The following is a 15957-nucleotide window of genomic DNA, read 5'->3' on the forward strand; positions in this document are numbered from 1 at the left end:
AAGGCGCGCCCGTCGCGCAGAAGCTCGAGCGCTGCATGATTCGCGGGCGCTCGGCAGGAGAATGACGATGACGTCACAGCAGCAAGGGGTGCGCGTCGTGATCGCGCCCGACTCGTTCAAGGGCACGGCCACGGCCACCGAGGTCGCCGAAGAGATCGCGGCCGGGTGGCACGAGGTGCGCCCCGACGACGTTCTCGTCCTGCTGCCCATGGCGGATGGTGGAGAAGGCACGGTCGAGGCCTTCGCGGCCGCCGTCCCAGCTGCGACCCGGCACACCGTTCAGGTCTCGGGCCCCGACGACGAGCTCGTCGAGACCGACTGGCTGCTGCTGCCCGACGGCACCGCGGTCGTGGAGCTGGCGTCGGCGAGCGGCATCACGCTGCTCGACCCGCTGCGCCCCCACGATGCTCATACACACGGCTTCGGCGAGGCCATCGCGCACGCGCTCGATGCGGGTGCCGAACGCGTGCTCGTGGGCCTCGGCGGCAGCTCGTCGACCGATGGCGGGGCGGGCATGCTGAGCGCCCTCGGCGCCCGACTCCTCGCCGACGACGGCTCGCCGATCGCCTCGGGGGCGCGGGGCCTCGAGACGCTCGCGACGCTCGACCTCGGCGACGTGCGCGCGCTTCCGTCGCGCGGCGTCGCCATCCTGTCCGACGTGACCAACCCGCTCCGCGGCCTGTCGGGTGCGGCCGCCGTCTTCGGCCCGCAGAAGGGCGCAACGGTGCCCGATATCGCGGTGCTGGATGCCGCGCTGGGACGCCTCGTCGACGCGGCCCGTTCGTCAGCTGACCGGGGTGGCCTCGGCGCCCTCGACGCGGCCGCCGTAGATCGCCTCGCCGAGCACCCCGGTTCGGGAGCCGCCGGCGGGACGGGGTTCGGGTTGCTGCTCTGGGGCGCCACGATGGCCGCCGGTTCGGTCGCCGTCGGCGAGGCGATCGGGCTGCCCGCGGCCACCGCATCCGCCGATGTGATCATCACGGGCGAGGGCCGGTACGACGCGCAGTCGGCGGCCGGCAAGGTCCCCTCCTACGTCGTCGGCCTGGCCCCCGAAGATGCGCGCACGCTGCTCGTCGCGGGCATGATCGCGGACGACCCGAGCGGCCTGTTCGACGACGCCGTCTCGTTGGTCGAGCTCGCGGGCAGCGTCGAGGCCGCACTGGCCGGCCCGCTCGAGTATGCGCGCCGCGCCGGAGCCGAGCTCGCGCGACGCCACTCGGCTACGGCTTAGCGTCGATCAGCCGTCCCGGCGGGCGGCGTACTGCTCGCGGATGATGGGCTGAGCGTTCGGCGTGGGCGTCGCACGGGTGGCCACGGGCCACGAGGGGCGCGAACCCGTCAGGGCCCAGGCCGCCTGCACGGCTGCGCCATCCGCCACGTATTCGCCCGGCTGAGGAATGACGACAGGTTCGGCGAACACCTCGGCCGCGATGGCCTGAACGGCCGGGTTGAGCGCCGCACCGCCGATGACGAGCACGCGCGACACCTCGACGCCCTGGGCGCGCACGGCGTCGAGTCCATCGGCGAGGCCGCACAGCAGACCCTCGATGGCGGCGCGAGCGAGCGTTGGGCGTGTGGTGCTCGACAGCGTCAGGCCGAAGAGGGTGGCCGTGGCATCCGGTCGGTTGGGGGTGCGCTCGCCCTCGAAATAGGGCTGCAGAACTAGACCGGATGCGCCGGGCTCGGCCTCGAGCGCGAGCCGCCCGAGTTCGTCGTGGTCGACGCCCAGCAGTCCGGCGACGGCGTCCAGGATGCGTGCGGCGTTGAGCGTCGCCACGAGCGGAAGGTAGCGGCCGGATGCGTCGGCGAAACCGGCCACCGTGCCCGAGGCGTCGGTCGACACGGTGTCGGTGACGGCGAAAACGGTGCCGGAGGTGCCGATCGAGACGACCACGTCGCCCGCGCCCGCGTCGAGACCGAGGGCGGCCCCCGCGTTGTCGCCCGCGCCCGGGCCGACGATGAGGCCGTCGGGGGTCGTGCCCGCGCGCTCGTCGGGGCGCAGCACGCGCGGCAGGATGGCGTCGTGTCCGAGCGCGCGCTCGAGCAAACCTCGGTCATAGTCCTCGGTGATGGCCGACCAATAGGCGGTGCCGGAGGCGTCGGAACGGTCGGTCGTCAGGGCGTCGAGCACGGGGCCGAGCGCGCTGTCGTCGGCCGGGCCGAAGCCGAGCAGGCGCCAGGTCAGCCAGTCGTGGGGGAGTGCCACAGCGGCGACACGGGCGGCGTTGTCGGGCTCGGCGTCGCGCAGCCAGCGAAGCTTGGAGGCGGTGAACGAGGCCACTGGAACCACGCCCGTCTGGGCCGCGTATTCGGCGGCACCCACTTCGGCGGCGAGATCGGCGGCGGCCTGCGCGCTGCGGGTGTCGTTCCAGAGCAGAGCGGGGCGGATGACGCGGCCCTCGGCGTCGAGAACCACCATGCCGTGCTGCTGGCCGGCGATCGAGATCGCGGCTACGTCACCGAGCCCGCCCGCGTCGGCGACGGCGTCGTTCAGGGCCTGCCACCAGGCCTGCGGGTCGACCTCGGTTCCGACGGGGTGCGTGGCGCGGCCGCGGCGGATGACCTCGCCCGTGTCCGCGTCGCGGATGACGATCTTGCAGGACTGGGTGGAGGAATCGACTCCGGCTACGAGCGGCATTGGTCGGGGCCTTTCGGGGGTGTGGTGCGCGGGATGTGCGGTGTGTGGGGTGGGGAAGAGAAATGGCTGAGTTTTCGAGGCGGGACTTGGCGGTTGCGGATCAGAGGCTGCCGCGGGACGGGCGGAAGAGCTGGTTCGCTCTTCCGCCCTAGGGCTACCGCCTTTGAGCGCCTGCGTGGCGCGCGTTAGAGCGTGCTCTAACGCGCGCCAAGCAGGTGCTCCAATGCAAGCTGCTGCAACTTCACGAAGCCGAAGCCCTTGCCGCCGAAGTACTCGTCGCTGTTGAACTCTTCGTATGCGCTGCGGTCGGCCAGCAGGTCGTCGTAGCTCTCGCCCTCGCCCAACGTGTTGACGCTCAGCTCGGGCACGCGGGCGGTCGCAAGAGCCTCCTGCACCTCGGGGTCGGCGCGGAACGACGCCGCGCGCTCCTTGAGCAGCAGGTAGGTGCGCATGTTGGCCGCGGCCGACTCCCACACACCCGTCTCGTCCTCGGTGCGGCTCGGCTTGTAGTCGAAGTGACGCGGTCCGTCATAGGCGGGTCCGCCGTTGGGGCCACCGTTCTCCAGCAGGTCGACGAGCGCGAAAGCGTTCTGCAGGTCGCCGTGACCGAACACGAGGTCCTGGTCGTACTTGATGCCGCGCTGCCCGTTGAGGTCGATGTGGTAGAGCTTGCCCTGGTAGAGCGCCTGCGCGATGCCGGCGGCGAAGTTCAGGCCCGCCATCTGCTCGTGGCCGACCTCGGGGTTCACGCCCACGAGCTCGGGTCGCTCGAGCGTCTCGATGAACGCGAGCGCGTGGCCGAGCGTCGGCAGCAGGATGTCGCCGCGGGGCTCGTTGGGCTTGGGCTCGATCGCGAAGCGAATGTCGTAGCCCTTGTCGGTCACGTAGTCGCCCAGCAGGTTGACGGCCTCGCGGTAGCGCTCGAGCGCCTGGCGGATGTCCTTGGCCGAATCGTATTCGGCACCCTCGCGCCCGCCCCACATGACGAACGTCTTGGCGCCGAGCTCGGCGGCCAGGTCGATGTTGCGCAGCACCTTGCGCAGCGCGAAGCGGCGGACGGCGCGGTCGTTCGACGTGAAGCCGCCGTCCTTGAAAACGGGGGCCGAGAACAGGTTGGTCGTCACCATGGGCACGACGATGCCGGTGTCGTCGAGCGCACCCTTGAGGCGATCGATCTGCGTCTGGCGCTCGGCATCCGTCGAACCGAACGCGAACAGGTCGTCGTCGTGGAACGTGAGGCCGTAGGCGCCGAGTTCCGAGAGTTTCTCAACGCCGTGCACGACATCGAGCGGGGGACGGGTGGGGCCGCCGAAGGGGTCGGCGCCGTTGTAGCCAATGGTCCAGAGGCCGAATGAGAATTTGTCGTCGCGGGTGGGCGTGAGTGACATGCGAATTCCTTCTGTCAACGTCGTTGGTGATTTGTTGGTAGTTACAACATATAACCGATCGGATGTCGCAGCAACCCTCCGCCCCTCCAAATTTGTCAAGCCTCCTGACGTCGGCGGGAGCCCGTCGTAACGTGGCGTCACCTCCTGTTTCCGAGAGAAAGGACAACCGCAATGACGACCGTTCGAGAGATCATGACCGCCGGTGCCGAATGTGCCCAATCCGGGGACACGCTCGTCGCCGTGGCCCGGAAGCTGCGCGATCTCGACGTCGGCGCCTTGCCGATCTGCGGCGAAGACGGGCGCCTGGCCGGTGTCGTCACCGACCGCGACATCGTCGTGAAATGCCTGGCCGAGGGCGGCAACCCGTCCGAAGTCACGGCCGGTTCGCTCGGCGAGGGCAAACCCGTCACGATCGGCGCCGACGACACCGTCGACGAAGCCATCGACACCATGACCAAACACGACGTCCGTCGTCTGCCGGTCATCGACGGGCACGACCTGGTCGGCATGCTGAGCCAGGCCGACATCGCGCGCTCGCAGCAGTCCGACGACACGGGGCGCCTGGTCGAGGACATCAGCACGAGCTGATCGCCTCCACTCGTCGAAGGCGCCCGTGCACTCCGCCGGCCTTGGGCGTCCGGCCCGAGAGGGCGGCCGTCACCCACCCCTCACCTGCCGCACTCCCGGGTCTTCTCGCGTCTTATCGGGCGGCGCTGCATGCCAGGCGGCAACCGTTCGATAGGGTTCCACCTAATGATCACGACATCCGCTCGCCGTCTGCTGCCCGGGCCGGGCCGGGCATGACCGCCGCGCCCGGCGAGCCGACCGTGCAACGTGGGCCGAGCGCCGCGGGCCGCGGCAACACGCTCGAATCCGTGCGTCGGCACAACCTGTCCCGCGTGCTGTCATTGGTGCACCGGCACGGCCCGTCGTCGAGATCCGAGCTCACGCGGCACACGGGCCTTAATAGATCTACTATCGCCGCACTCGTCGCCGAACTCACGGCCGCGGGCCTCGTCTCGGAATCCGTTCCCGACACGCAGGGCCAGGTGGGCCGGCCGTCGCCCGTCGTGCGCGCGGATGCCTCGTGCGTCGCGTTCGCGGTCAACCCCGAGCTCGACGCCATCACGGTCGGTCTCGTGCGCATGAACGGCGAGGTCGTCTCCCGCGTGCGGCGGGAGGTCTCACAGGTGCCGTCGGTCGACGACGCCGTGCGCGTGGCCGTCGAGTCGATCGCCGCCATCCGCCGGGAGCATCCCGAAGCCCCCGGTTGGCAGATCGCCGGTGTGGGCGTGGCGGTTCCGGGCCTGGTCCGTTCGCGCGACGGCCTCGTGCGTCTGGCCCCCCACCTCGGCTGGCGGGACGCCCCCGTGGCCGAGCGGATGGCCGAGGCGACCGGCCTGGCGGCCTCCGCTGCGAACGATGCCAGCCTGGGCGCGCAAGCCGAGCAACTCTTCGGTGCGGGCCGCGGCCACAACGACTTCATCTACCTCAACGGCGGCGCCTCGGGCATCGGCGGGGGAGTGGTGGCCAATGGTGCACCCCTCGGCGGCCTCAACGGTTTCGCGGGCGAGTTCGGGCACAACCTGGTGACGGCGCCGCACGGCCCGTCGTCGCCCACCACGGGGGGCACGCTTGAGCAGGAGGTCAGTCGCGCGCGTCTGCTCGGCTTGCTGGGTCTCGACGGTGCCGATCCCGAGGAGTTCGCGAGCGCGCTGCGGCGGTCGGATGACGAACGTGTGCACGCCGAGATTCGCCGCGAGCTCGACATCCTGTCGGTCGCCCTGCGCAACGCCATCAACGTTCTGAACCCTGAACGCGTCGTGTTGGGTGGATTCCTGGCGGCGCTCGCCGAATGCGATCCCGACTATCTCGAGCGCCAGGTGGGCGCGCAGACGCTCGCGGCGTCGTGGGAGGGAGTCAGCATCGTTTCGGCCGAGCTGGGCAGCGATCTGCTGCTCATCGGGGCGGCCGAAATGCCGTTCTCGGCCGTGATCGCCGATCCCGCGGGGTTCGCCCGACGCGCCGGCGCGGAATCAAGCGAGCATGATCGCGCTCTCATCCCTGCAATAATGGACCAGCGGGCTCCGCACGCCCGCGCCGACGGCACCGCCGCCGTCGACGAACAGAAAGGCACCTCCGATGACTGATGTGGCAACCACCGACTACCGCGACGACTACCGTAACGCCGGGCTGCAGTTTCCGGCCGACTTCGTCTTCGGCTCCGCCACGGCGTCCTACCAGATCGAAGGCGCCGTGAACGAGGGCGGCCGCGGCCCCTCCATCTGGGACACGTTCAGCCACACACCCGGCAAGGTGCATAACGGCGACACGGGCGACCAGGCCGACGACCACTACCACCGCCTCGACGACGACCTCGACCTGATGAAGTCGCTCAACCTGCAGGCCTACCGCTTCTCGATCTCGTGGCCCCGCATCCAGCCCACCGGTCGTGGCCCAGCCAACCCCGAGGGCATCGCGTTCTACACGCGCCTCATCGACGGCCTCATCGAGCGCGGCATTACCCCCATCGTCACGCTCTACCACTGGGACCTGCCGCAGGCCCTCGAAGACGAGGGTGGCTGGACGAACCGGGCCACCTCCTACGCCTTCGCCGACTACGCGCGCATCGTGGGGGAGGCCTTCGGCGACCGCATCGGCACGTGGACCACGCTCAACGAACCCTGGTGCTCGGCCTACCTGGGCTACGCCTCCGGGGTGCACGCGCCCGGCCTGAACGACTACGCCGCCTCCCTCGCGGCCGTGCACCACCTCAACCTCGCGCACGGCCTCGCGGTCACGGCGCTCAAAGAGGTCGTCACTAACGATCCTCAGTTCTCCATCACTCTCAACCTGCACGTGCTGCGTCCGGAGGGCGAGACGGGCCCCGAGGCCGTTCGCCGCATCGATGGCCTCGGCAACCGCGTCTTCCTCGGCCCGCTGCTCGACGGCGAATACCCCGCGGATGTCATCGCCGACACGCGTGAGGTCACCGACTGGTCCTTCGTGCACGACGGCGACCTCGACCTCATCAAGCAGCCCCTCGACCTGCTGGGCGTCAACTACTACTCCACCAACCTCGTGCGGGTGTGGGATGGCGTGAGCCCCAAGCAGAGCGCTGACGGGCACGGTGAAGCGTCCGTATCGCCCTGGCCCGCAGCATCCGACATCGAATTCCTCGAGCAGCCCGGCCCGCACACCGAGATGGGCTGGAACATCGATCCCTCGGGTCTCGAAGAGTTGCTCGTCAGCGTGTCGACGGCCTACCCGAACCTGCCGCTCATGATCACCGAGAACGGCGCCGCGTTCGACGACCAGGTCGTGGATGGTCGCGTGCCCGACGCCGACCGCACCGACTACCTGCGCCGCCACATCACGGCCGCCCACAAGGCCCTGTCGCGCGGAGTCGACCTGCGCGGCTACCAGGTCTGGTCGCTCATGGACAACTTCGAGTGGGCTTACGGCTACTCGAAGCGTTTCGGCATCGTGCGCGTCGACTACGACACGCTCGAGCGCACCCCCAAGAACTCTGCCCTCTGGTACTCGGAGCTCGCCGCCACCAACCGCATCCCCGACTGAGAGGCGGCTGCGGGTTCAGCGGCCGCGGCGTCGCGCGTCACGTCTCCTGAGCAGAGTGAGAATCGCGAGCGCAACGCCGAGGACGGCGAATGCGATGCCAACACCGACTGACCCCGTCGAGGCATTCCAGATGGCGAGTGCGCCAAACGCAAGGGCGAGAATGAGGAGATAGGCCCAGCTAGCCCTGTGTGGGCGGTCTTCTGTTTCACTCAATGACTCCTCCTCGCGTGATAGTGCGGACGCTTCCCCAAGTCGTTATCGGCTGAAGGGCGATGTTCGCCGGTCAAAAATCAGAATATCTGCATCCGCTCGCGGTGATTTCGCGTGAGCGCGCTCTTGAAAACCGCGGCGTGTCTCCCCGTGGGTCGGGCGAAGTGGCGCGCCATCGACGCCTGAAGTGGCTGCCACAAGGTTCCACATCGGCCATTTTGTCTGGAAAACGGTCGCGCCCGAGTTGTCTAGCACCTCAACGGAACCGAGCCTGAAGTGGTAGTCAGGGTGCGGGCATATCACTGTTTTAGGAGCGTCTCCGGCGCTCCCCGAAACAGCGAGGTTTCCATGAACGTTCAATTTCTCTCAACACGCATTCTCCTTTCGGCGGCGGTCATTGCCGTGGCCGTCGTGAACCCAGCGACAGTCCCTCACGCCCATGCCAACGAGCGCTCGTCGCCGGTGATCCTTCAGCCATTGACGCTGGAAGAAGTTGAGCGCGACGGTTCTTACCGGCTCCTGACGCCTGCGACAGCTTCGGTCCCAACTACGCGCATGGCATCGGGATACACGCGGGCAACGTGCACCTACTCGGGTGGAATGACGAAGTCATTTGACTGGACCGGTAAAAATCCCTCCACATGCGGCCAGTACTACCGCCTTTACGTCAACGGCAAAGTCGTGTTCGCGGCTCAAAGCCGCTCGGGGCCTAACATCTGGGGAGTCGTCGGTCAGGGATACACGGCGCTTCAGAAGTGGTGTTCAAGCAATTCAATGACCTGCGGGGTCGTCACGGCAGTCGGTACTCTCACTGTCGCGAGTTTGCTGGGTTGAGACATGTCTAGGAAGATTTTGCGCCCCGTATTCATGGGGCTTGCCTACTTCGCGTGTTACTGGCTCGTACTCTCGCTCAGGGAGAGCTTTGTGCTCTCGGACGTCTTACTACTGATGGCCACGTTCGTGTGCGGCTTCGCCGCCCTTCGTCCTGAACCGAAACCCAAACCATGATGCAGCGAGGTCCTCGGCCCGGGGCATAATTGGGGGGTGCGGCCGATGTGACCGTGCACATATCGTGCGAGGTTCGAACATGACAGAGCTGTCGGGGGCTGCGGATTCCGCGAGCCCGCCTCGCGCGCCCAACATCCGCGACGTCGCAAAAGCGGCGGGGGTCTCGCACCAGACGGTGTCGCGCGTGCTCAACGATCACCCGAGCATCCGCGAGGCCACCAAGGAGCGCGTGCTCCAGGTGATGGAGCAGCTGCAATACCGCCCCAACCGTGCCGCGCGCACGCTCGTCACGTCGAAGTCGCGCACCATCGGCATCCTGGCCGCCACGAGTGCCTCGCATTACGGGCCGGCCTCGAGCATCGGCGCCATCCAAGACGCCGCACGTGAGGCGGGCTATTACGTCAGCACGGCCAATATGCACAACACCGAGACATCCGGCATTCAGGATGCCCTGAACCACCTCGTCTCCCAATCGGTCGAGGGCATCGTCGTGATCGCCCCGCAGAAACGTGTGTTCGACGTCATCTCCGAGCTGCAGGTCTCGGTTCCCTACGTCACCATGCAGTCGTCGTCGGATTCGCCGCACACCGTCTCGGTCGACCAGCGGGGTGGTGCGCGCCTGGCCACGCGGCACCTCATCGAGCGCGGCCACCGCATGATCTACCACCTGGCCGGCCCGCAGGACTGGATCGAGGCCGAGGAGCGCATGGCCGGTTTCCTCGAGGAGATGAGCGCGCAAGACATTCCGACGACGGCCCCAATTCTCGGCGACTGGTCGGCCGACTTCGGCTACCGGGCGGGCCGCGAGTTGCTGCGGTTCCGCGACTTCACGGCGATTTTCTCGTCGAACGACCAGATGGCGCTGGGGCTGATCCACGCCATCCGGGATGAGGGGCTCGACTGCCCGCGCGATGTGAGCATCGTCGGTTTCGACGACATTCCCGAGGCCGCGCATTTCTGGCCGCCCCTCACGACCGTGCGCCAGGACTTCACCGAGCTGGGCCGACGCTGCGTGGCGCAGCTGCTCGGCAACATCTCCGAGCCCGAGGTCGTCAACATCGAGGGCATGACCGCCGAGCTCGTCGTGCGCGGCTCGACGGCGGGCCCGAGCTTCTAGCCGCTCATCTAGACTTTCGTCCGTGGAAAGAAACGCAGAGTGACGCGCCGAGTCGTTCTGCGCGCCCTCGTCGTCTGGCTCGGCCTCTTCGTGATGATGGCGGCCTGGGCGCTCGCGTCCCCTCCCGCCTCGGGCCCCGACGAGTCGGGGCACATCATGAAGGCCGCCGCCACCGTGCGTGGCGACTTCGAGGGCACCGAGACGGCCTCGCCCGGCATCCGATCGTTTCAACTGCCCGGCACCCTCGGCGAGCCGGGAGGTTCCCTGCCCTGCTACGTCTTCACGGCGACCGAGTCGGCGGCCTGCGCGCCGAATGAGCTCATGGCCTCGACCGACACGATGACGGCTGAGAGCGGTGTCGCGGCCTACAACCCGGTTTACTACGCGCTGGTCGGATGGCCTTCGCTCATCGTCCCGGGTGACACCGCCGTGGTCGCCATGCGCCTCGTCAGCGCCCTCCTGTCCTCGGCATTGTGGGCGATCACGTTCACTGTCGCGGCCCTCGTCTCCTCGAGGCCCCGGGCCACGCTGGCCGTGATGCTGGTCGGCCTCACCCCCTTCGCCGTGTATCTCGGCGGCCTCGTCAACCCGAGCGGTGCCGAGGTGTCGTCGGCGGGTGCCGCTCTGGTGCTGCTCGTGGCTCTGGCGTCGAGGCGCCTCGCCCCGACACCGGGCGTCGTGGCGGTCACGACCGCGGTCGCGGCGTTCCTCTGCAATCTGCGCAGCATCTCGCCCGCCATCCTGCTGATGATCCTGGTGCTCGTGGCTGTCTCGGTGGGTGTGCCGCCACTGCGTGAGATCTGGCGATCCACCGTCAATCGCGTCATCCTCCTCGCCGGCGCCGTCGCGGTCGTCTTCGCGCTGTGGTGGGCGTTCTTCGTCAGCTCGGGCAGCGGCTACATCCCGTCGTCGGGCGCCGAACGCCCCGACATGGCAGAGGCCTTCTGGCACACCTTCGCGTTGACGCCCGATTACGGCCGCAACGCCGTCGGTGTCTTCGGATGGCTCGACACGGTCCTGCCCGAACAGTTCTACGTGCTCTGGCTCGTCCTCGGTGTCCTGGTTCTCCTCGCCGGACTGATCGCCGGCACCCTGCGTTTCCGTCTCGCGATCGTCTTGGCCGCCGGTGCCACGGTGCTGGTGCCCGCCATTCTGCAGGCCGTCACGGCGGCCGACTACGGCTACATCTGGCAGGGCCGCTATTCGTTACCGTTCGCGGTCGTCGCAATTGCCTTGGCGGCGCTGGCGCTCGGTTTGCGCTCACGCCGACAGGCGCTCGGATCCGCCGCGCCCGGGGGCACCCCGTCGGTCCCTGTTCGTGAGGCCGCTGCCGACTCCGCTTCGCAGCGTGGCGATGCACCGGCCGCGCCGGCTCGAGGCGGGTCCGCTGTCGGCGGTGCGGCGCTCGTGGCGGTCGGAGTCGTTAACCTGGCCGTCCAGGGCTACGCCTTCCTCTACGCGTTCCGCCGGTTCGCCATCGGCACCGACGGCACGTGGGCGGGTTTCTTCACCTCACCCGAGTGGATTCCCGCTGCGGGCATCATCGTCCCCATCGTGCTCGTGGCCGGGGGAGCCCTGTGCTTCGCCGTCGGGTTGTGGCTCGTCGCAGCCACCGCTCCCTCACAGGCGCGCTCGCGCATTCTCAGAGCGCCCACGGTCTGACCACTCGGCCCCAGACGGTGTGACACCCGTGTGACAACGATGTGACACCGGTGTGACGGCATCCTCGTCGGCGATGCTCCCGAAAGGGGGTGTTCGTTTATCGAATCGAGACATTGCCGAATTGACAAATCTTTCGAGATTGGGGGTAGTGTTTGTCAACGATGTGACCGGTCACATCCCAGCACATCCTCCCCGACCTGCAATCGGCTGAGGCGCTGAACCTGACACGACAAAGGAGTCTCAGTGAGCAACACCGACCACGGCCAGCCGACGGCAGCCGCCACGCCCGCGGGCGATCAGGCGGAGCAGTACGTCATCGGCGTCGACTACGGCACCCTCTCGGGCCGCGCGGTCGTCGTGCGCGTCTCCGACGGCACCGAATTGGCCTCGGCAGCACTCGACTACCCGCACGCCGTGATGGACACGACGCTCGCGGCATCCGGCAAGACGCTCTCGCCGGACTGGGCATTGCAGGTGCCCTCCGACTACGTGGACGTGCTGAAGACCGCCGTCCCCGAGGCCGTGCAGAAGGCGGGCATCGACCCGTCGCAGGTCATCGGCATCGGCACCGACTTCACGGCCTGCACCATGGTTCCGACCCTGGCCGACGGCACGCCGCTCAACGAGCTGCCCGAGTACGCCGACCGCCCGCACGCCTACGTCAAGCTGTGGAAGCACCACTCCGCGCAGCCCCAAGCCGACCGCATCAACGAGCTCGCCGCCGAACGCGGCGAAGAGTGGCTGCCCCGCTATGGCGGGCTCATCTCGAGCGAGTGGGAATTCGCCAAGGGCCTGCAGCTGCTCGAAGAAGACCCCGAGCTCTACAACCGCATGGACCACTGGGTCGAAGCGGCCGACTGGATCGTCTGGCAGCTCACGGGCGAATACGTGCGTAACGCCTGCACCGCCGGCTACAAGGGCATCCTGCAGAACGGCGAATACCCGTCGCAGGAGTTCCTCGGCGCGCTCAATCCCGACTTCGCCGACTTCGCCGAGACCAAGGTGGCTCACACCATCGGCCAGCTGGGCGACGCCGCCGGACGCCTGAGCGCCGAGGCCGCCTCCTGGACCGGCCTGCCTGAGGGCATCGCCGTGGCCGTCGGAAACGTCGACGCGCACGTGTCGGCCCCCGCCGCCCAGGCCACCAACCCCGGCCAGATGGTCGCGATCATGGGCACGTCCACCTGCCACGTCATGAACTCCGACACCCTGGCCGTCGTGCCCGGCATGTGCGGCGTCGTCGACGGCGGCATCGTCTCGGGCCTCTACGGCTACGAGGCCGGCCAGTCCGGTGTCGGCGACATCTTCGCGTGGTACGTGAAGAACCAGGTCCCCGGCTCGTACTACGCCGAAGCCGAGGCGCGTGGCCTCAGCATCCACCAGTACCTGACCACCCTCATCGAGGACCAGCCCGTCGGAGGCCACGGCCTCATCGCGCTCGACTGGCAGTCGGGCAACCGCTCGGTTCTCGTCGACCATGAGCTGTCGGGTGTCGTGCTCGGCACCACGCTCACGACGCGCCCCGAAGAGGTCTATCGCGCGCTGTTCGAGGCCACGGCCTTCGGAACGCGCGTCATCGTCGAGACGTTCAACGCCTCGGGCGTGCCCGTGACCGAGTTCATCGTCGCCGGCGGCCTGCTGAAGAACGCGTTCCTCATGCAGACCTACTCCGACATCCTGCGCATGCCGATCTCGATCATCGCGAGCGACCAGGGCCCCGCGCTCGGTTCGGCCATCCACGCGGCCGTCGCCGCCGGTGCCTACGCCGACATCACGGCCGCCAGCCAGGCCATGGGCAAGGTCGACCGCGCCGTCTACACGCCTGACGCCGAGCGCGCCGACGCCTACGACGCGCTGTTCGCCGAGTACTCCACTCTCTACGACTACTTCGGTCGTGGCGGCAACGACGTCATGCACCGTCTGAAGGCCATCCGCCGCGCCGTTCTCGGCGAGACCGATGCGCCGCAGACGGCCCAGGATGCCGCAGCCGCCGTCGACGCGGGCACCTCCGCCTCGGCCGCCGACGCCTTCGACGCCGAAGCATCCGCCCTCGACGAGAACAGCGGGGTGAACGCATGAGCACCTACGGCCCCGAACTCGAGGTCCAGATCGCCCGCGTGCGCGCCGATGTCGCCCGCCTGCACAACGAACTGGTCCGCTACAACCTGATCGTGTGGACAGGCGGAAACGTCTCGGGCCGCGTGCCCGGCGCCGACCTCTTCGTCATCAAGCCGTCCGGCGTGAGCTACGACGACCTGGCGCCCGAGAACATGATCCTGTGCGACCTGAACGGCGACGTCATCCCCGGCACGCCCGGCTCCGACCGTTCGCCCTCGAGCGACACGGCCGCGCACGCCTACGTCTACCGTCACATGCCCGAGGTCGGGGGAGTCGTGCACACGCACTCCACCTACGCCGTGGCCTGGGCCGCGCGCCGCGAACCCATCCCGTGCGTCATCACGGCCATGGCCGACGAGTTCGGCGGCGAGATCCCCGTTGGCCCCTTCGCCATCATCGGCGACGACTCCATCGGCCGCGGCATCGTCGAGACCCTCACGGGTCACCGCAGCCGCGCCGTGCTCATGGCCAACCACGGCCCGTTCACCATCGGGCGCGACGCGAAGGATGCCGTCAAGGCCGCCGTCATGGTCGAGGATGTCGCGCGCAGCGTGCACCTCGCCCGCCAGCTCGGCGAGCCCACCGCCATCCCCTCGGATGCCATCGACTCCCTCTTCGACCGTTACCAGAACGTCTACGGACAGCAGCCTCAAGGACAGATCAACTGATGCCGAAACTCACCACCACCCTCGACGCCTACGAAGTCTGGTTCCTCACGGGAAGCCAGAACCTCTACGGCGAGGAGACCCTGCGTCAGGTCGCCGAGCAGTCCCAGGTCATCGCGCGTGAACTCGGTGCCGCGGCATCCGTGCCCGTGAAGATCGTCTGGAAGGACGTGCTGACGGACTCCGAGTCCATCCGCCGTGCGGCCCTCGACGCCAACTCTGACGACAAGGTCATCGGCCTCATCGCCTGGATGCACACATTCAGCCCCGCCAAGATGTGGATCTCGGGTCTCGACGCGCTGCAGAAGCCGCTGCTGCACCTGCACACGCAGGCCAACGTCGAGCTGCCGTGGTCCGAGATCGACTTCGACTTCATGAACCTCAACCAGGCCGCGCACGGCGACCGCGAGTTCGGCTACATCCAGACCCGCCTCGGCATCTCGCGCAAGACGGTCGTCGGCCACGTGTCGAACCCGGTCGTGCAGGAGCAGGTCGGCACCTGGATGCGTGCGGCCGCCGGTTGGGCCGCCACCAACTCGATGAAGCTCGCCCGCTTCGGCGACAACATGCGCTACGTCGCCGTCACCGAGGGTGACAAGACCGAGGCCGAGATCCGTTTCGGTGTCCAGGTCAACACCTGGGGCGTCAACGAGCTGGCCGAGGCCGTGCACGCCGCATCGGATGCCGACATCGACGCCCTCGTCGCCGAATACGAAGAGCTCTACGACGTCGTCCCCGAGCTGCGCAAGGGTGCCGAGCGCCACGAGTCGCTGCGCTACGGCGCGGCTATCGAGATCGGCCTGCGCACGTTCCTCGAGGCGGGCGGTTTCCACGCCTTCACGACGAGCTTCGAAGACCTCGGCGCCCTGCGCCAGCTGCCCGGCCTGGCCGTCCAGCGACTCATGGCCGAGGGCTACGGTTTCGGTGCCGAGGGCGACTGGAAGACCGCCATCCTCGTTCGCACCGCGAACGTCATGGGCGCCGGCCTGCCCGGTGGCGCGAGCCTCATGGAGGACTACACCTACCACCTCGAACCCGGTAACGAGCAGATCCTCGGTGCGCACATGCTCGAGGTCTCGCCGTCGCTGACCACCTCGACGCCCACGCTCGAGGTCCACCCGCTCGGCATCGGTGGCAAGGAGGACCCGGTCCGCCTGGTCTTCAACACCGACCCGGGCACGGCCGTCGTCGTCGCCATGAGCGATATGCGCGACCGTTTCCGCCTCACGGCGAACGTCGTGGATGTCATCGAACCCGCCGAGGCGCTGCCGAAGCTCCCCGTTGGTCGTGCGGTGTGGAAGCCCCGCCCCGATTTCGCCACCTCCGCGGCGGCCTGGCTCACCGCCGGCGCTGCCCACCACACTGTGATGTCGACCGCCGTCGGGATCGAGGTGTTCCGCGACTTCGCCGAGATGGCGAAGACCGAACTCCTCATCATCGACGAGTCGACCTCGCTCCCCGAATTTCAGAGAGAAGTGCGCTGGAACCAGGCTTACTACCGCCTGGCGCAGGGTCTCTGAATACCCCAAAAAACAGCATCACCGACGAACCAACAACTGAATACCGGGAACC

The 15957-nt window shown here is 68.2% G+C and carries 12 protein-coding genes; 10 read left to right on the top strand and 2 right to left on the bottom strand.

The features are described from left to right. Window positions 1-67: 67 nt before the first annotated feature. Window positions 68-1231, top strand: a complete 1164-nt coding sequence (locus tag ACZ6IE_RS03330; RefSeq protein WP_464606769.1) for a glycerate kinase — start codon at window positions 68-70, stop codon at window positions 1229-1231. Window positions 1232-1237: 6 nt separating this feature from the next. Here ACZ6IE_RS03330 and xylB read toward each other — a convergent pair whose 3' ends face one another. Together xylB and xylA are read right to left on the bottom strand one after the other, a co-directional pair. Next, on the bottom strand, window positions 1238-2638 hold the full coding sequence (gene xylB, locus ACZ6IE_RS03335) for a xylulokinase (RefSeq protein ID WP_464606770.1): 1401 nt from the start codon (window positions 2636-2638) through the stop codon (window positions 1238-1240). Between the two features lie 197 nt (window positions 2639-2835). Beyond that, window positions 2836-4026 (bottom strand): xylose isomerase, encoded by a 1191-nt coding sequence (gene xylA, locus ACZ6IE_RS03340; RefSeq protein WP_464606771.1) that lies wholly within the window; start codon window positions 4024-4026, stop codon window positions 2836-2838. A gap of 171 nt (window positions 4027-4197) precedes the next feature. Between xylA and ACZ6IE_RS03345 the strand changes: the two genes are divergently transcribed. The 9 genes from ACZ6IE_RS03345 (at window position 4198) to araA (ending at window position 15905) form a co-directional block, all read left to right on the top strand. Next, window positions 4198-4614: a CBS domain-containing protein gene (locus tag ACZ6IE_RS03345; RefSeq protein WP_464606772.1), complete on the top strand. Its 417-nt coding sequence runs from the start codon at window positions 4198-4200 to the stop codon at window positions 4612-4614. A gap of 212 nt (window positions 4615-4826) precedes the next feature. Further along, window positions 4827-6176 carry an ROK family transcriptional regulator gene (locus ACZ6IE_RS03350; RefSeq protein WP_464606773.1) on the top strand — a complete coding sequence of 450 codons (1350 nt, stop codon included), beginning with the start codon at window positions 4827-4829 and terminating at the stop codon, window positions 6174-6176. Next, entirely contained in the window at window positions 6169-7605 is a 1437-nt protein-coding gene (locus ACZ6IE_RS03355; protein WP_464606774.1) for a GH1 family beta-glucosidase, read from the top strand. The genes ACZ6IE_RS03350 and ACZ6IE_RS03355 overlap by 8 nt, the downstream gene beginning before the upstream one ends. A gap of 558 nt (window positions 7606-8163) precedes the next feature. Further along, the gene (locus ACZ6IE_RS03360) at window positions 8164-8649 is read left to right on the top strand and encodes a hypothetical protein (protein ID WP_464606775.1); all 486 of its coding nucleotides are present in this window, start codon (window positions 8164-8166) and stop codon (window positions 8647-8649) included. 253 nt (window positions 8650-8902) lie between these two features. Beyond that, complete coding sequence (locus tag ACZ6IE_RS03365) at window positions 8903-9940, top strand: LacI family DNA-binding transcriptional regulator (RefSeq protein ID WP_464606776.1); 1038 nt, start codon at window positions 8903-8905, stop codon at window positions 9938-9940. A gap of 39 nt (window positions 9941-9979) precedes the next feature. Then, window positions 9980-11602, top strand: coding sequence for a DUF2142 domain-containing protein (locus ACZ6IE_RS03370; RefSeq protein WP_464606777.1), 1623 nt, complete (start codon window positions 9980-9982; stop codon window positions 11600-11602). Between the two features lie 243 nt (window positions 11603-11845). After that, a complete protein-coding gene (gene araB / locus ACZ6IE_RS03375; RefSeq protein ID WP_464606778.1) occupies window positions 11846-13681 on the top strand; it encodes a ribulokinase in 1836 nt (611 codons plus the stop codon). Then, window positions 13678-14388 carry an L-ribulose-5-phosphate 4-epimerase gene (locus tag ACZ6IE_RS03380; RefSeq protein WP_464606779.1) on the top strand — a complete coding sequence of 237 codons (711 nt, stop codon included), beginning with the start codon at window positions 13678-13680 and terminating at the stop codon, window positions 14386-14388. The genes araB and ACZ6IE_RS03380 overlap by 4 nt, the downstream gene beginning before the upstream one ends. Further along, entirely contained in the window at window positions 14388-15905 is a 1518-nt protein-coding gene (araA, locus tag ACZ6IE_RS03385) for an L-arabinose isomerase (RefSeq protein WP_464606780.1), read from the top strand. The genes ACZ6IE_RS03380 and araA overlap by 1 nt, the downstream gene beginning before the upstream one ends. Window positions 15906-15957: the final 52 nt, after the last annotated feature.

The organism is Okibacterium sp. AC114 (assembly GCF_979253355.1).